The 16,181-nt window shown below is 60.4% G+C and carries 17 protein-coding genes and 2 pseudogenes; 15 read left to right on the top strand and 4 right to left on the bottom strand.

The features are described from left to right. Positions 1 to 33 precede the first annotated feature (33 nt). From AC1M2H_RS06390 to AC1M2H_RS06375, 4 genes and pseudogenes are all read left to right on the top strand, one after another. The gene (locus tag AC1M2H_RS06390; RefSeq protein WP_480151857.1) at positions 34 to 1,053 is read left to right on the top strand and encodes an ABC transporter permease; all 1,020 of its coding nucleotides are present in this window, start codon (positions 34 to 36) and stop codon (positions 1,051 to 1,053) included. After that, entirely contained in the window at positions 1,054 to 1,947 is an 894-nt protein-coding gene (gene ddpC / locus AC1M2H_RS06385; protein WP_426812185.1) for a D,D-dipeptide ABC transporter permease, read from the top strand. It abuts the gene before it with no gap. Further along, positions 1,947 to 2,933 carry an ABC transporter ATP-binding protein gene (locus tag AC1M2H_RS06380; RefSeq protein WP_480150729.1) on the top strand — a complete coding sequence of 329 codons (987 nt, stop codon included), beginning with the start codon at positions 1,947 to 1,949 and terminating at the stop codon, positions 2,931 to 2,933. Before ddpC ends, AC1M2H_RS06380 begins: the two co-directional genes overlap by 1 nt. After that, positions 2,926 to 3,888: pseudogene (locus tag AC1M2H_RS06375) on the top strand (oligopeptide/dipeptide ABC transporter ATP-binding protein). Before AC1M2H_RS06380 ends, AC1M2H_RS06375 begins: the two are co-directional and overlap by 8 nt. Positions 3,889 to 3,958: 70 nt before the next feature. On the opposite strand, the gene exaC reads toward AC1M2H_RS06375, so the two are convergent. Beyond that, positions 3,959 to 5,479 carry an acetaldehyde dehydrogenase ExaC gene (gene exaC, locus AC1M2H_RS06370; protein ID WP_480150728.1) on the bottom strand — a complete coding sequence of 507 codons (1,521 nt, stop codon included), beginning with the start codon at positions 5,477 to 5,479 and terminating at the stop codon, positions 3,959 to 3,961. 250 nt (positions 5,480 to 5,729) lie between these two features. Here exaC and AC1M2H_RS06365 point away from each other — a divergent pair, with 250 nt between their 5' ends. From AC1M2H_RS06365 to AC1M2H_RS06350, 4 genes are all read left to right on the top strand, one after another. Further along, positions 5,730 to 7,511 (top strand): sigma-54-dependent Fis family transcriptional regulator, encoded by a 1,782-nt coding sequence (locus AC1M2H_RS06365; protein ID WP_480150727.1) that lies wholly within the window; start codon positions 5,730 to 5,732, stop codon positions 7,509 to 7,511. 114 nt (positions 7,512 to 7,625) lie between these two features. Continuing rightward, positions 7,626 to 7,925 (top strand): ArsR/SmtB family transcription factor, encoded by a 300-nt coding sequence (locus tag AC1M2H_RS06360; RefSeq protein WP_480150726.1) that lies wholly within the window; start codon positions 7,626 to 7,628, stop codon positions 7,923 to 7,925. A gap of 9 nt (positions 7,926 to 7,934) precedes the next feature. Next, positions 7,935 to 8,456: a rhodanese family protein gene (locus AC1M2H_RS06355; RefSeq protein ID WP_480150725.1), complete on the top strand. Its 522-nt coding sequence runs from the start codon at positions 7,935 to 7,937 to the stop codon at positions 8,454 to 8,456. A 129-nt stretch (positions 8,457 to 8,585) separates the two neighbouring features. Beyond that, positions 8,586 to 8,765 carry a hypothetical protein gene (locus tag AC1M2H_RS06350; RefSeq protein ID WP_480150724.1) on the top strand — a complete coding sequence of 60 codons (180 nt, stop codon included), beginning with the start codon at positions 8,586 to 8,588 and terminating at the stop codon, positions 8,763 to 8,765. Positions 8,766 to 8,834: 69 nt separating this feature from the next. Here AC1M2H_RS06350 and AC1M2H_RS06345 read toward each other — a convergent pair. After that, positions 8,835 to 9,088: pseudogene (locus tag AC1M2H_RS06345) on the bottom strand (H-NS family histone-like protein). Positions 9,089 to 9,412: 324 nt separating this feature from the next. On the opposite strand from AC1M2H_RS06345, the gene AC1M2H_RS06340 reads away from it, so the two are divergent. Together AC1M2H_RS06340 and alaE are read left to right on the top strand one after the other, a co-directional pair. Beyond that, positions 9,413 to 9,670: a hypothetical protein gene (locus tag AC1M2H_RS06340; protein WP_480150723.1), complete on the top strand. Its 258-nt coding sequence runs from the start codon at positions 9,413 to 9,415 to the stop codon at positions 9,668 to 9,670. A gap of 88 nt (positions 9,671 to 9,758) precedes the next feature. Beyond that, entirely contained in the window at positions 9,759 to 10,208 is a 450-nt protein-coding gene (gene alaE / locus AC1M2H_RS06335; protein WP_480150722.1) for an L-alanine exporter AlaE, read from the top strand. 108 nt (positions 10,209 to 10,316) lie between these two features. On the opposite strand, the gene AC1M2H_RS06330 is transcribed toward alaE, so the two are convergent. Further along, the gene (locus tag AC1M2H_RS06330) at positions 10,317 to 10,679 is read right to left on the bottom strand and encodes a DUF2002 family protein (protein WP_331833947.1); all 363 of its coding nucleotides are present in this window, start codon (positions 10,677 to 10,679) and stop codon (positions 10,317 to 10,319) included. Between the two features lie 204 nt (positions 10,680 to 10,883). On the opposite strand from AC1M2H_RS06330, the gene AC1M2H_RS06325 reads away from it, so the two are divergent. After that, positions 10,884 to 11,210 carry a DUF883 family protein gene (locus tag AC1M2H_RS06325; RefSeq protein ID WP_123708533.1) on the top strand — a complete coding sequence of 109 codons (327 nt, stop codon included), beginning with the start codon at positions 10,884 to 10,886 and terminating at the stop codon, positions 11,208 to 11,210. 66 nt (positions 11,211 to 11,276) lie between these two features. Here AC1M2H_RS06325 and pdxR read toward each other — a convergent pair whose 3' ends face one another. Beyond that, positions 11,277 to 12,638, bottom strand: coding sequence for a MocR-like pyridoxine biosynthesis transcription factor PdxR (pdxR, locus tag AC1M2H_RS06320; protein WP_480150721.1), 1,362 nt, complete (start codon positions 12,636 to 12,638; stop codon positions 11,277 to 11,279). A gap of 158 nt (positions 12,639 to 12,796) precedes the next feature. On the opposite strand from pdxR, the gene AC1M2H_RS06315 reads away from it, so the two are divergent. From AC1M2H_RS06315 to nrdE, 4 genes are all read left to right on the top strand, one after another. Beyond that, entirely contained in the window at positions 12,797 to 13,228 is a 432-nt protein-coding gene (locus AC1M2H_RS06315; RefSeq protein ID WP_480150720.1) for a carboxymuconolactone decarboxylase family protein, read from the top strand. Positions 13,229 to 13,411: 183 nt separating this feature from the next. After that, positions 13,412 to 13,654, top strand: coding sequence for a glutaredoxin-like protein NrdH (nrdH, locus tag AC1M2H_RS06310; RefSeq protein WP_480150719.1), 243 nt, complete (start codon positions 13,412 to 13,414; stop codon positions 13,652 to 13,654). Then, on the top strand, positions 13,651 to 14,061 hold the full coding sequence (gene nrdI, locus AC1M2H_RS06305; RefSeq protein WP_480150718.1) for a class Ib ribonucleoside-diphosphate reductase assembly flavoprotein NrdI: 411 nt from the start codon (positions 13,651 to 13,653) through the stop codon (positions 14,059 to 14,061). Before nrdH ends, nrdI begins: the two co-directional genes overlap by 4 nt. Then, positions 14,034 to 16,178: a class 1b ribonucleoside-diphosphate reductase subunit alpha gene (nrdE, locus tag AC1M2H_RS06300; protein WP_480150717.1), complete on the top strand. Its 2,145-nt coding sequence runs from the start codon at positions 14,034 to 14,036 to the stop codon at positions 16,176 to 16,178. The genes nrdI and nrdE overlap by 28 nt, the downstream gene beginning before the upstream one ends. The last annotated feature ends 3 nt before the right edge of the window (positions 16,179 to 16,181 follow it).

Raw genomic sequence — 16,181 nt, 5'->3', positions numbered from 1 at the left:
CGGGCCGCTATCGGCCCGGCAGAGGACGTCATGATGAGTTTCTGGGGTTTACTACGACAACGCAGCTGGGGGCTGATCCTCGTCGTCGCCGGCGTATGCGCAATCACCTTTATTATTTCGCACCTTATTCCCGGCGACCCGGCGCGGCTGCTGGCGGGCGATCGCGCGAGCGACGAGATCGTGCGCCATATTCGCCAGCAGCTGGGGCTGGATTTACCGCTCTGGCAGCAGTTTTTGCACTACGTCAACGCGCTGCTGCACGGCGACCTCGGCACCTCTATCCGTACCGGACGCCCGGTGCTGGAGGATCTGAAAACCTTCTTCCCCGCGACGCTGGAGCTGGCGATATGCGCGCTGCTTATCGCGCTGGTGGTCGGCATTCCGCTCGGCGTGCTCTCAGCGGTGTACCGCAACCGCTGGACCGATCATCTGGTACGCCTGATGGCGCTCACCGGCATCTCCACCCCGGCGTTCTGGCTGGGCCTGGGGGTGATCGTCCTGTTTTACGGCAAGCTCAACTGGCTGCCGGGCAGCGGACGGCTTGACGACTGGTTTGACCCGCCGCCCCACGTGACCGGCTTCTACCTGATCGATGCGCTGCTGGAAGGCAACTTTGAGGTGTTCTTCAACGCGCTGCAGCACCTGATTCTGCCGGCCACCACCCTGACCTTCGTCCACCTGGGGATCGTGGCCCGGCAGATTCGCTCGGCGATGCTGGAGCAGCTCAGCGAAGATTATATCCGCACCGCGCTGGCCAGCGGCCTGCCGAAGTGGACCATCGTGATGCGCTACGCCCTGCCCAATGCGCTGATCCCCTCGGTGACGGTGCTCGGCCTCGCGCTGGGCGACCTGCTGTACGGCGCGGTGCTGACCGAAACCGTCTTCGCCTGGCCGGGCATGGGCGCCTACGTAGTCTCCTCCATTCAGGCGCTCGATTTCCCGGCGGTGATGGGCTTCGCCGTGGTGGTGTCCTTTGCCTACGTGCTGGTCAACCTGCTCGTTGACCTGCTCTATTTGTGGATCGACCCGCGTATGGGTCGGGGAGAAAGCTAAGTGATGATGACCCAGGAACGCCCCGGCGTCGGCGTGAAAGCCGCCCGCAGCCACGCGTGGAAACGCCGCCTGTGGCTGGTACGTAAAAGCCCGCTGACGCTGATCGGCGGCGGCATTATGCTGATCATGCTGTTCCTGATGATCTTCTCCCCCTGGCTGGTGCCGCACGATCCCAACGCCATCGATCTGACCGCCCGCCTGCAGGCGCCGTCGCTGAGCCACTGGTTTGGCACCGACGAAGTGGGCCGGGATCTGTTTAGCCGGGTGCTGATCGGCAGCCAGCAATCGATCGCCGCCGGGCTGGCGGTGGTGCTGATCGCCGGGATCGGCGGTTCGCTATTGGGCTGCCTCTCCGGCGTGCTGGGCGGGCGCAGCGACGCGCTGATCATGCGGCTGATGGATATCATGCTGTCGATCCCCTCGCTGGTGCTGACGATGGCGCTGGCCGCCGCGTTAGGCCCCAGCCTGTTCAACGCCATGCTGGCGATCGCCATCGTGCGGATCCCCTTTTACGTGCGCCTCGCCCGCGGGCAGACGCTGGTGGTGCGCCAGCACAGCTTCGTTGAGGCCTCCGTCACCTTCGGCGCCTCCCGCTGGCACCTGATCAGCTGGCATATCCTGCGCAATGCGCTGCCGCCGCTGGTGGTGCAGGCGTCGCTGGATATCGGCAGCGCCATCCTGATGGCGGCGACGCTGGGCTTTATCGGCCTCGGCGCCCAGCAGCCCACCGCCGAATGGGGGGCGATGGTGGCCAACGGCCGTAACTATGTTCTCGATCAGTGGTGGTACTGCGCCTTCCCCGGCGCCGCCATTCTGATTACCGCCGTCGGTTTTAATCTGTTTGGTGACGGGATTCAGGATTTACTGGATCCGAAGTCCGGAGGACGCAGCTAATGAATAACCGGGTTCTGACTATCGATAACGTCCGTTTAAGCTTCCCCGTCTACCAGGGCGCGGTGCACGTCCTGAACGCCGTCTCCATGCATATCGACCGCGGCGAAATTGTTGGCGTGGTGGGCGAGTCGGGTTCGGGGAAATCCGTCACCGCGATGCTGGCGATGCGTCTGCTGCCGCCGGACAGCTATCAGATTCACAGCGGCCAGGTGACCCTGATGGGCGACGATATCCTCGGCGCGACTGAAAAAGAGATGCGCGATATTCGCGGCCGCCGGGTGGCGATGATTTTCCAGGAGCCGATGACCGCCCTGAATCCGACGCGGCGGATTGGCAAACAGATGGTGGACGTTATCCGCCAGCACCGTCCGCTCTCCGCCCGCGAGGCGCGCGCCAGGGCGGCCGCGCTGCTGGCGGATATGCAGATCGCCGACCCGCAGCGGGTGATGGAGCGTTATCCCTTCGAACTCTCCGGCGGGATGCGTCAGCGGGTGATGATCGCCATCGCCTTCTCCTGCGAGCCCGACCTGCTGATTGCCGACGAACCCACCACCGCGCTGGATGTCACCGTCCAGCGCCAGGTCCTGCGCCTGTTAAAGCAAAAAGCGCAGGCCACCGGAACCGCGGTGCTGTTTATCAGCCACGATATGGCGGTGGTTTCCCAGGTCTGCGATCGGCTGTACGTCATGTACGCCGGGGCGGTTATCGAAAGCGGTTCCACCCCGCAGGTGCTGCATCATCCGCTGCATCCCTACTCCGTTAGCCTGCTGAACAGCGCTCCGGATAACGGCGAACCACGATCGCTGCTGCAATCGATTCCCGGCACGGTGCCAAATCTCGCGCGCCTGCCGGGCGGTTGCGCCTTCCGCGAGCGCTGCTTCGCCGCCGGCGAGGGCTGTGGGATAGTCCCGATGCTGCGACCGATAGAAGACACCGACCAGCAGGCGGCCTGCTGGTATCCGCAACGGGAGAACGCCCATGTCTGACAGACTATTAACGCTGAGCGATGTTCATCTTAACTTTCCGGCGCGCAAGAACTGGCGCGGTAAGGTCGTCGAGCGCGTCTATGCGCTAAACGGCCTGGATATGACGGCCTATCGCGGCGAAACCCTGGGTATCGTTGGCGAATCCGGCTGCGGAAAAAGCACCCTCGCCAGGCTGCTGATGGGCATGCTCAAACCCTCTTCCGGCCGCTTCGAGCGCGGCGGGGACTCCGCAGCCGGGCATGATGCCGGCAGCATGCAGATGGTCTTCCAGGACCCGCTCTCTTCGCTGGATCCGCGTCTGCCCGTCTGGCGAACCATCACCGAGCCGGTATGGATCCAGTCGCGACCCGGCGAAAAGGCGCGGCGCGCGCTCGCCGAACGGCTGGCGCTGCAGGTTGGGCTGCGCCCGGAGTACCTCGACCGCCTGCCGCACGCCTTTTCCGGCGGCTAGCGCCAGCGCATTGCGATTGCCCGCGCGCTATCGGCGAAGCCGGATATTATCGTGCTGGATGAGCCCACCTCGGCGCTGGATATTTCGGTGCAGGCGCAGATCCTCAATCTGCTGGTTGAGCTGCAAAAACAGCAAAACCTGACCTTCGTGCTGATCTCGCACAACGTCTCGGTGGTGCGTCATATGAGCGACCGCGTGGCGGTGATGTATCTCGGGCAAATCGTCGAGATGGGCGAGGCGCGCCAGGTCCTCGACGCCCCGGCTCATCCCTATACCCGGCTGCTGATGGATTCGGTGCCGCGCATTGGCATGCCGCTGGGCGACGCGCCGCGCAACACCGAGCTGCCCGGCAACCGGCATCTGCCGGAAGGCTGCTATTTTCGCGATCGTTGCCCCTTCGCCGGCGCGGGCTGTGAAAAGCCGCAGCCGCTGCGCCCGCTGGCTAACGGCACCTCGGCCCGCTGCTGGAAAGCGGAGGCCCTTGCCCGCAGCGGCGTAAACTAAAAAAACCGCCACCTGAGCATAAGGTGGCGGTTTTATCTGCCGGTCACGGAGTGACGCGGCGGAGGTTCAATCAAAACAGACCGAGCGGCGCGGTGCCGTAGCTCACCAGCAGGTTTTTGGTCTGCTGGTAGGCATTGAGCGCCATTTTGTGGGTTTCGCGCCCGACGCCGGACTGCTTATAGCCGCCAAACGCCGCATGGGCCGGATAGATGTGGTAGCAGTTTGTCCACACGCGGCCCGCTTTAATCCCGCGCCCCATGCGATAGGCCAGGTTAGTATCCCGCGTCCAGACGCCGGCCCCGAGGCCAAACTGGGTCTCATTGGCGATCGCCAGGGCTTCCGCTTCATCCTTAAAGGTGGTGATGCCAATAACCGGACCAAAAATCTCCTCCTGGAAGCTGCGCATATCGTTGCGCCCCTTAATCAGGGTCGGCTGAATGTAGTAGCCGTTATCCAGCTCCGCCGTAATGCTGGCGCGCTCGCCGCCGGTGAGGATCTGGCCGCCTTCTTCGCGGGCAATTTTAATGTACGACAGAATCTTGTCGAACTGCTGGCGCGAGGCCTGGGCGCCGATCATCGTGTCGGTGTCGAAGGGGTCGCCGCGGCGAATCTGCGCCACTTTCGCCATCACCCGCTCCATAAACGGTTCGTAGATGGACTCGTGGATCAGCGCTCGCGACGGACAGGTGCACACCTCGCCCTGGTTGAAGAAGCCGAGCACCAGCCCTTCCACCGCCTTCTCAATATAGTCGTCTTCACCGTCCATCACGTCGGCAAAATAGATGTTCGGCGACTTGCCGCCGAGCTCAACGGTGCAGGGAATAATATTCTCCGCGGCGCAGGCCATAATATGCCGCCCGACCGGCGTGGAGCCGGTAAAGGCGATTTTGGCGATCCGCTTGCTGGTCGCCAGCGCTTCGCCGGCCTCTTTACCGAAGCCCTGCACCACGTTCAGCACGCCCGGCGGGAAGATATCGCCGATAATTTCCAGCAGCAGCGTAATGCTCAGCGGCGTCTGCTCTGCCGGCTTAAGCACCACGCAGTTGCCCGCGGCCAGCGCCGGCGCCAGCTTCCACGCCGCCATCAGCAGCGGGAAGTTCCACGGAATGATCTGCCCCACCACGCCCAGCGGCTCGTGGAAGTGATAGGCCACGGTGGTTTCATCGATCTCGGCGGTGCTTCCCTCCTGCGCGCGCAGGCAGCCGGCAAAATAGCGGAAGTGATCGACCGCCAGCGGCAGGTCGGCGTTCAGCGTTTCGCGGATCGGCTTACCGTTATCCCAGCTTTCCGCCACCGCCAGGTACTCGAGGTTTTTCTGGATACGATCGGCAACTTCCAGCAGCAGATTGGAGCGCTGCTGGACCGACGTTTTGCCCCATGCCTCCGCGGCGCGGTGCGCGGCATCAAGGGCAAAATCGATATCTTTGGCATCGGAGCGGGGAAATTGCGCAATGTCGCTCCCGTCTACGGGGGAGGTATTCATAAAGAATTCGCCGCCGAGCGGCTCGACAAACCTGCCGTCAATATAGTTACCGTAGGCGGATTTGAGTGAAACTAACGCGCCTGAGGTGCCAGGATGAGCATAACGCATTGCAATCTCCTTCTTGTAGGGTTGAGGCGCAGCGGCGTATTGGTTTTTTGCGCTTGCCCGCTGCTGCAACGCTATTGCAGGGGTTGTGCCAGTTTTCTCGCCATTAAAAATATTAAATAAAATCAAAATATTAATAGTTGTCGCTTTTATATACGGCGCCGATTTTTGCTTCTGTGTCGCAAATCGCAACACATAAGAAACCGCAAAGCTACAATGTTGCAACATAACTCAGTCAACCATGAGGTGCTCCGTGCAAGGAAACCCGTTTACCCTCGCCCCGGAGGGAACAGCTAATCCGTTGCTCAGCGATTCGTGGTTTCGCAGCCAGCTGTATGGCCTGCAGCCCACGACGGATGACTTCCCGCGCCTGCGCTCCGGCGAGCTGGCGGATCTGCTGGCCAGCCATAGCGGGCTGCAGCAGCTTGCGCAGCCGGTGATTGGCGCCCTGTCGCGTAAGGTCGCCGACCTACAGTCGGTGGTGATCCTCTCCGATGCCAGCGGCCTGGTGCTGCAAACCTTCGGCAATATGCACGCCATGCAGAAGGCGCAGAGCTTTGCCCTCGCGCCGGGAAATTTATGGAGCGAGAGCGGTCGCGGGACCAACGCCATCGGCACCGCGCTGGCGATTGATGACAGCTGTGAAATTGACGGCCGCCAGCATTTTCTCACCAGCAACCAGGATCTCTACTGCGCGGCGATCCCCATTCAGAGCCCCGACGGGCAAATTGCCGGCGTGCTGGATATTTCCGGGCCGGCGCATTTCCCGCACCCGCATACCCTGGGCTGGGTGAAAGAGGCGGCTAAGCAGATCGAGTACCTGTGGGTAAAACAGAGCCTACACCCGCAGCAGTGGCTGATGAGCCTGCACTCTCAGCCGCAGAAGCTCGACAGCGTCGAGGAGCTGCTGCTGGTCTTTTCCGATAACGTGCTCACCGCCGGCAACCGGCTGGCGATGCGCGAGCTGGGGCTCAGCAGCGAGCAGCTGGGCCATATCACCTTCCAGCAGCTCTTTCCGCTGCTGACGCAAACCGCGGTCAGCGTTCCGCTGCCGCTCACCGTGCGCCGGCAGGGCTACTACTATCGGCTACGCGCCCCCACCCGCAGCGCCGTGGCGGTAGCGGCCCCTCCCGGCGTCGACCTCCCCTTCGCCGGCCCGCGCGAAGGGGAAAAAATGCTGCGCCTGCTCAACGCCGGCATCGCGCTGTGCATTGAGGGGGAAACGGGGTGCGGAAAAGAGTACGTCAGCCGCACGCTGCATCAGCATAGCCGCTGGCGCAGCGGTAAGTTTGTGGCCATCAACTGCGCCGCCATTCCCGAATCGCTGATTGAGTCGGAGCTCTTTGGCTATCAGCCGGGGGCCTTCACCGGCGCCAGTAAAAACGGCTATATCGGTAAAATCCGCGAGGCCGATGGCGGCGTGCTGTTCCTGGATGAGATTGGCGATATGCCGATGCTGCTGCAGACGCGGCTGCTGCGGGTGCTGCAGGAAAAAGAGGTCACTCCGCTCGGCGCCAGCCAAAGCTCGCCGGTCAACTTCGCGGTGATCTGCGCGACCCACCGCAACCTGGCGCAGCGCGTCGCCGACGGCGAGTTTCGCGAGGATCTGTTCTATCGCCTGCGGGAATTTGCCCTGGCCATTCCGCCCCTGCGCGACTGGCCGGCGCTGCCGGCGTTTATCCAGCGGCTCTGGCAGGCGCTCGGCGCGGGCCAGCGCCGGATGCAGCTAGCGCCGGAGCTGCTGGAGAACCTCTCCCGTCAGCCGTGGCCGGGCAACGTGCGCCAGCTGCAAAGCCTGATGAAAGTGCTGCTGGCGCTGGCCGACGACGGCGCCCGCCTCGGGGTTGACGATTTGCCCGCCGAGTACCGGGCAACGCCGGCGCCCGCCGCGCCGCGCGGGCTGCAGCAGCATGATAGCCAGCTGATTGCCGATACCCTGACCACCTACAACGGTAACGTCAGTAAAGCGGCGCAGGCGCTGGGCGTAGCGCGCAGCACGCTATACCGCCGGGCCGCGCGATCGGGACGCAATTAGCCCTCCGCGGGGCATCGCGCCCCGCCAACACAGCAACATACCGCCATCCGCGCTGGCGTTATGCGCCCCTTTATTTTAGAATAAGCTAAATTTAGATAATACTAAAATAAAGAGATGAACACGCCACAAGAACTGCAGGTCAGCGCCGGGGAAGCCGCGGCCCTGTTAAAAGCAATGAGTAATCCCAACCGGCTGATGATTCTGTGCACGCTTTGCGACGCACCGCAAGCCAGCGCCGGCGAGCTGGCGCTGATTACCGGCCTGAGCCCTTCCGCAACTTCACAGCATCTGGCGCGTATGCGCGACGAAGGCCTCATCGACAGCAGGCGCGAGGCGCAGCGCATCCATTACTTCATCACCGATCCTGCCGTCCAGCGGATTATCGCCACGCTGAAGGCCATCTATTGCCCTTAAGGAGCCGCCATGACTATCGCCACCCTTTCTCCTGAAGAAGCCCGGACGCAAATCGCCCGGGGCGCCAGATTAATTGATATCCGCGACGCCGATGAGTATGCCCGCGAGCATATTCCCGACGCCGAGCTGGTTCCGCTCAGCGCCCTGAACGGCGGCGCCACGCTGCACGCCAGCGCAGATGAGACGATTATTTTCCACTGCCAGGCGGGCTCGCGGACGCAAAATAACGCCATTCGCCTGCTGGCCGCCGCCGCTCCGGCGCAGGTCAGGCTGCTGGCCGGCGGTATTCAGGCCTGGAAAGCGGCGGGCCTGCCGGTTAAAGAAGATAAATCCCAGCCGCTGCTGCTGATGCGCCAGGTGCAGATCGCCGCCGGCGGGCTGATACTCCTCGGCGTGGCGCTGGGATACGGCCTCAGCAGCGGCTTTTTCCTGCTGAGCGCCTTCGTCGGCGCCGGGCTGACCTTCGCCGGGATCACCGGCTTTTGCGGCATGGCGCGCCTGCTGGCGGTGATGCCGTGGAACCGACGCTGAGAGATACTCCTTCAGGTCAGTTGTCTCCTGCCGTTTAGCTGAGCTATGGTTAATATCCGCAATCGCGACGCTGGGTCAGGCCAGGTAACAGGATGAGGCGTCGGATTATTCACGCAGAGGAGAGAGAGAATGTATTCACCGGGCGATCTGGTACAGCCGCGAACGGGCGGTCCAAAGCTTAAAGTAGTGACCGTCGATGGCGATCAAATTGTCGCCGTACAGGCCAGCAACGAGCAGGGCGAGAAGCTTACCCTCAAAACGGTCGACGTTACGCCCTATACCGAAGACGGTGATTTCGGCGTGTGCTAATATTCACGGTGGGTCGCCCCACCGTTATTTCCCACTGTTACAACAAACCTGCAGCTGCGGGGACAAATATTAAATCAGCAAACTCTTCAGCGTCTTACTCGCCGGGATCGCGCGGGCGATCGGCTTCGGCATGCGGCCCTGGCCGGTCCAGTTTTTTTCCTGATATTCCGCTTTCTGCTCACCGGAAGCCTGCCGTTGGGTGAGTTTTTTTCAGTGCCGGCCCTGAGCTTTTCCCGCATATCGTCAAGAGCGTCAATGGAGAATTCACGCGTGATGGCACGCAGCGAGCGGATATTATTCAGTTCCGGTAACATTAAAGATATAAATTTTAAAAAAACAGAATGACAAATAAAACAAATTTACGCGGCCAGCTTAATGGCGGCGATTATTTATTAGCACCTTTAACCTCCCCTATAAATATATAAAGATAATTTCGTAGCGAATTTATTTATACATAACCCAGGAAGCCGGCTTTTGCGGAGCAGGTCTATTATCGCGCGGGGCTCCGGTATGCGCACATCGCGAGGATCCGTAGAACCTGAGCATAATATCGCCCGCGCCTGGCGGCGTCTGCATAGCCATTCATTAAAACCGCATGTACAAAATCGAACCATTTAAGAATATTACTCTGTTAAAAGCGCAATTTGTTGGCAAATAACTCCATAAGTGACGTAAATCACATTACTCTGCGAGAGTCACGCTGGCAGGGGACTTCTTCAACGGCATTATCTTTTGCGCAACATAAACACAACAATCTCAATATATTGATAATTAACGATAAAAATAATAATCAGCATAAAACTGGCGAAACGCTCAGCGAACCGCCTTTCTCAGAGTATTTTATAGACAAAAAGCCTTTAAATAAAAATTTACAGCTAGTTGCCACCTTTAAGCCAGAGATATAACCTACTCACATCATAACAGGCAGCCAAAAAACGCTATAACGACGCGCATTTTCTGGCGTGACAGACTTTATTTTCGAGGAGCATACCGATGTTCTCTGCGCAGTCCCGCTTGCGCCATGCGGTAGCAGACACCTTTGCGATGGTCGTGTACTGCACCGTCGTAAACATGATGATCGAGATTTTCCTCTCCGGAATGACTTTTGAGCAGTCGTTATCTTCACGTCTGGTCGCGATTCCGGTAAACATTATTATTGCCGTACCCTACGGTTTTTACCGCGACCGCGCGATGCGCATGGCGAACCATATCAGCCCGAAAGGCTGGATGAAGAACATTGCCGACGTCGTTGCCTATGTAACCTTCCAGTCGCCGGTGTACGTCGCGATTCTGTTTGTGGTGGGCGCCGACTGGCATCAGATTGCCGCGGCGGTAAGTTCGAATATTGTCGTGTCAATGCTGATGGGCGCCGCGTATGGCTACTTCCTTGACTACTGCCGTCGTCTGTTCCGCGTCAGCGCCTGGCACCAGGCGAAAGCCTGAGCCGGTGACCACCAGCGACTGGCCTGCGCCAGTCGCTTACCGCAGCCACGTCCTTGTTATCGTCCCTCCGCTGAATTCCGCCCGCACAGCGATGCGCAAATCCCCCGGTTAATTATGCGACATCGTCGGCTGCGCTTCGCCAAATAAGCCGCTCAGAAAACGCTCAAGCGCAATACGTGAGCTAAATCCGTGTGGAATACCATAATGCTGCTGCGCATCGCCGGCTAAATAGAGTGGGAACTGCTCATAATGATCGCAGGTCTTGATATCCGAAGCGGGGTCCGCCAGCGTATTGCTGCGCTCTTTCAGCGCCGGATGAATAATTAAAGCGGTACGCCCCATGCGCGCTTCACGGTTCACATAAACATAATTATCGCCACGGCGATAGCCGTACGCTTTTTGCGTCACAACATCCATGGTGAAGCCGGCTTTTTCAAGAACACGCGCCACCTCATCGGGTCTTAAATACATACTCATTCCTCGTTATCTTTTACCGCACATTTACCTTACCTTATTCGCGCCTGGCAGGGCTTTCGGAAAATTCCAGAAACCACGGTTTAAAGCATAATTCAAAATCCTGTCCTACACTTAATCGCTCTACCTTAAATAATTCGGGTTGCAGCGCGAGCGCTACCTGAAGTATGGCGGGTATCGATGAAATTAAGGGAGAAATCAATGGCCAACCGTGTGAATCGCAACAATGTAGATGAAAGCGCTGAGGATATTCATAACGATGTCAGCCAATTAGCGGATACGCTGGAAGAAGTGCTGAAATCGTGGGGCAGCGATGCAAAAGACGAAGCCGACGCGGCGCGCAAAAAGGCGCAGGCGTTGCTGAAAGAGACCCGCGCGCGCATCAACGGCAACAACCGCGTGCAGCAGGCCGCGCGTGATGCCGCCGACTGTGCCGACACCTACGTGCGCGACAAACCCTGGCAAAGCGTCGGCGCCGCCGCCGCAGTTGGGTTATTTATTGGCGTATTGCTGAATTTACGTCGATAATATAAACGTAAAACGAAGATAACAAATGCGCGTCAACCCCTGTATGCCCCGGCATGCAGGGGTTTTTTACTTCTCGCCGCTGCGCAAGGCCAGCCTGAGCTGACCCACGAGGTCAGCGGCCATCTCTGCTGACGTCAGATTGGTAAAGCTCGCCAGCAGCCCGCCCTCGCCGCGGCTGTGCATCCGCCAGTCGCTCAGCGCCTGTACGTCCAGCCCGGCCTCCCTTGCCCGCCGCGCCAGCAGCCGGTCGTCGCCGGGCACGGCAATAACCAACTGAATGCCGCCCAGCTGCGGCACTACCGCAAAGCCGGCGGCGGCGAGCGCCGACTCCAGCCACTGGCGGCGCAGGGCGTAGCTGGCGCGCATTTTTTTCAGATGGCGCCAGAAATGACCTTCCAGAATAAAATCGGCCAGCGTCTGCTGCCACAGCGTCGGCACGCTGCAGCTCATTAGCTGCGCCTGGCGTCGGAAGGCGGCCACCTGCGGCGGCGGAACCACCAGCCACCCGGCGCGCAGCGCGGGAAAGAGCGATTTGCTGAACGTCCCGCAGTAGATCACCCGCTGCGGGGCGTCGAGGCTTTTCAGCGGCGACAGCGGCTTGCCCCGGTAGCGAAACTCGCTATCGTAATCATCCTCAATAATCCAGCCGTCATTTTGCGCCGCCCACGCGAGCAGCTGTCTGCGTCTCGCAAGCGAGAGCGCGACGCCGGTCGGGCTTTGGTGAGCCGGCGTCAGCAGCGCGAAGTGCGCGTCGGGAAAGCGGCGCAGCGCGTAGTCCACGTCCATGCCTTCATCATCGACGGGGATCGGATTAATGATGATATTTTGCCCCGTGACCACCGGGCGGATCAGCGGAAAACCGGGATCTTCCATCCACATTTTCTGCCCGGGCTGCGCCAGGCTACGCAGGATCAGCGTCATTGAGGCGGCGTAGCTGCCTGTCACCAGCACCTGCTCCGGCTGGCACTCAATGCTGCGCGACAGGCGGAGATAATCGACAATCGCCCGGCGGAGGAGCGGCTCGCCGCAGGGCTCGCCCGGCGCCAGATCGAAGCGGGTTTGCGTGCGCAGGCGGCGGCCCATCACCCGCGCCCACAGGCCGCGCGGAAAAAGATCCAGCGCCGGCAGACCCATTTTAAACGGCAGCGGCGCGGTCGGCTCGCCGCCGGTTGCGAGACGCATCGGCGGCTCCTGCTGCGGGCTGAGACGCTCGCTGACGAAGGTTCCCGCCTGGCCGCGCCGCTCAAGCCATCCCTGAGCCACCAGCTCGCCCCAGGCGTTTTCCACCGTCGCCCGCGATACGCCAAGCTCCTGGGCATAGACCCGGCTGGCGGGCAGACGGCTGCCCGGCGCCAGCTCGCCGCGCTCAATGGCGGACTTCAGCTGGCGGGCGATACGCTGATAGTGCGGCGCTTTTTTGGCTTCCATTATGGTCTGCTTTTTTCATTAAAATATGGCTATCTTTTGCAGTCCATTATAGTGCTATTTTGGCTGCCGTCTTAGAGACTATCTCATCCGACGTCACCGTTGACGTCCGCCCGGGGCTCCGGGCAGCCTAAGGGATAGCTCTTAATGTGGAGAGAAAAATGAGCACACTGCGTCAGCCCTATAATGAACTGAGTCCGGAAGTCTATAACGCCCTGGTACAAGCGAAAGTGGCGCTGGAAAAAAGCGCGCTCGACGGCACGCTGCTGGAGCTGGTCTACCTGCGCGTATCGCAGATTAACGGCTGCGCCTTCTGCCTGGAGATGCACAGTAAAGCGCTGCGCAAATCCGGCGTCGCCCAGAGCCGTCTGGACGCGCTGGCCGGCTGGCGGGTAAGCGCCCACTTTGATGCCGCGGAGCGCGCGGCGCTGGCGTGGACGGAGTCGGTGACCCACATCGCCAGCAGCCACGCGGAAGATGAGGTTTATCTGCCGCTGCTGGAGCACTTTAGCGCCCGTCAGATCAGCGATTTAACCTTCGCCATCAGCCTGATGAACGCCTTTAACCGCCTTGCCGTCAGCATGCGCCTGTAGTTTACGCCCGGCCGCCACCGCCCTCACAGGATCGCTCCGTGGGGGTTTTTCTTATTTTAAAACGCTATATATTGCGTGGTTGAACTTTTCTACAACTACATCTAGTATTTCCTGAACAGTTACCCGATACCAACCGCTGCGCCTTTTTGCGCCGTCCTGTTATCTTAAATGGAAATACGAATCATGCGCATTACTATTTACACTAAAAACGACTGTGTTCAGTGCCATGCTACCAAGCGCGCCATGGAGAGCCGCGGGTTTGACTTCGAGATGGTCAATATCGAGCATCATCCCGACGCCGCCGAGATGCTGCGCGAGCAGGGCTTTCGCCAGCTGCCGGTGGTGATTGCCGGCGAGACCCGCTGGTCCGGCTTCCGTCCGGATATGATTAATCGCCTGCATCCCGCCGCGGCGGCCAGCGCATGAGCCTCATCGTCTACTTCTCCAGCAGCTCCGAAAATACGCACCGGTTCGTCCAGCGTCTGGGGCTGCCCGCGGTGCGCATTCCGCTTAACGAGCGGGAGCGGATCCAGGTAGACGAGCCCTATATTCTCATCGTCCCCAGCTACGGCGGCGGCGGAACCGCAGGCGCGGTGCCGCGCCAGGCGATCCGCTTTTTAAACGATCCCCACAATCGACGGCTCATTCGTGGCGTCATCGCTGCCGGCAACCGCAACTTTGGCGACGCCTACGGCCGGGCCGGCGACGTTGTCGCGCAGAAATGCAGCGTGCCGTACCTCTATCGCTTTGAGCTGATGGGCACCCCACAAGATGTCGACAACGTGCGTAAAGGAGTAAGCGAATTTTGGCAACAACAACCGCAGAACGTCTAACCATAGAGGCGCCGGATTTCCACGCCCTGAACGCCATGCTGAATCTGTACGACAGCAGCGGCCGCATCCCGTTTGACAAGGACCGCCAGGCGGTGGACGCCTTTATGGCGACCCACGTCGAGGCCAACACCGTCTCTTTCGTCAGCCAGAACGATAAGCTGGAGTGGCTGGTGGCCGAAGGCTACTACGACGCCAGCGTACTGGAGAGATATGACAGAAGCTTTGTGCTGGCTCTCTTTGCCCACGCCGGGCGCCATAATTTTCGCTTCCAGACCTTTCTCGGCGCCTGGAAGTTTTATACCAGCTATACGCTGAAAACCTTCGACGGCAAGCGCTACCTTGAGCACTTCGCCGACCGCACCTGTATGGTGGCGCTAAGCCTCGCGCAGGGCGACGAAACCCTGGCCCGCCAGCTGACCGATGAGATCCTCAGCGGGCGCTTCCAGCCGGCGACCCCGACCTTCCTGAATGCCGGCAAGCAGCAGCGCGGGGAGCTGGTCTCCTGCTTCCTGCTGCGCATCGAAGACAATATGGAGTCGATTGGCCGGGCGGTGAATTCGGCGCTACAGCTCTCAAAGCGCGGCGGCGGCGTGGCGTTCCTGCTGTCAAACCTGCGCGAGGCCGGCGCGCCGATTAAGCGCATCGAAAACCAGTCCTCGGGGGTGATTCCGGTGATGAAAATGCTGGAGGACGCCTTCTCCTACGCCAACCAGCTCGGCGCCCGCCAGGGGGCCGGAGCGGTCTACCTGCACGCCCATCATCCGGATATCCTGCGCTTCCTCGACACCAAGCGCGAAAACGCCGATGAGAAAATCCGTATCAAAACCCTGTCGCTCGGCGTGGTGATCCCGGATGTGACCTTCCAGCTGGCGAAAGAGGACGCGCAGATGGCGCTGTTCTCGCCCTACGACGTCGAGCGGCTATACGGTAAAGCGTTCGGCGATATCGCCGTCAGCGAGATGTACCCGCAGCTGGTCGCCGACGAGCGGGTCAGCAAGCGCTGGATCCGCGCCCGCGATCTGTTCCAGCGGCTGGCGGAGATTCAGTTTGAGTCCGGCTACCCGTACATCATGTTTGAAGATACCGTGAACCGCGCCAACCCGATCGCCGGGCGGGTGAATATGAGCAACCTGTGCTCGGAAATTTTGCAGGTCAACACCCCGTCGACCTTTGACGAGAACCTCGACTACGCCAGCGTCGGCCAGGATATCTCCTGCAACCTCGGTTCGCTAAATATCGCCCATACCATGGATTCACCCGACTTTGCCCGCACGGTTGAGGTCGCCGTTCGCGGCCTGACGGCGGTGTCCGATATGAGCGACATTCGCTCGGTGCCCTCGGTGGCGGCCGGCAACGCGGCGTCTCACGCCATCGGGCTCGGGCAGATGAATCTGCACGGCTATCTGGCGCGGGAAGGCATCGCCTACGGCAGCCCGGAGGGGCTGGACTTCACCAACCTCTATTTTTACACCGTGACCTGGCATGCGCTGCATACCTCGATGCTGATGGCGCGCGAGCGCGGCCAGCGCTTCGCCGGTTTCTCGCAATCGCGCTACGCCAGCGGGGAGTATTTCCAGCAGTATCTGCAGGGCGACTGGCAGCCGAAAACGGCGAAGGTTCGCGAGCTGTTCGCCCGTGCCGGCGTCACCCTGCCCGACCGTCAAATGTGGCAGCAGCTGCGCGATGACGTCATGCGCTACGGTATCTATAACCGCAACCTGCAGGCGGTGCCGCCGACCGGCTCGATCTCCTATATCAACCACGCGACGTCGAGCATCCATCCGATCGTCTCGAAGATAGAGATCCGCAAAGAGGGCAAAACCGGCCGGGTTTACTATCCGGCTCCGTTTATGACCAACGAAAACCTGGCGCTGTACCAGGACGCGTATGAAATCGGCCCGCAAAAAATTATCGACACCTACGCCGAGGCGACGCGACACGTCGATCAGGGGCTCTCTTTAACGCTCTTTTTCCCCGATACCGCCACCACCCGCGATATCAACCGGGCGCAGATTTACGCGTGGAAAAAAGGCATTAAGACGCTCTACTACATCCGCCTGCGCCAGCTGGCGCTGGAAGGTACCGAAATTGAGGGCTGCGTGTCCTGCGCGCTGTAAGGA

The organism is Klebsiella sp. F11 (assembly GCF_056712265.1).
This window is presented reverse-complemented; position numbering and strand designations above follow the sequence as displayed.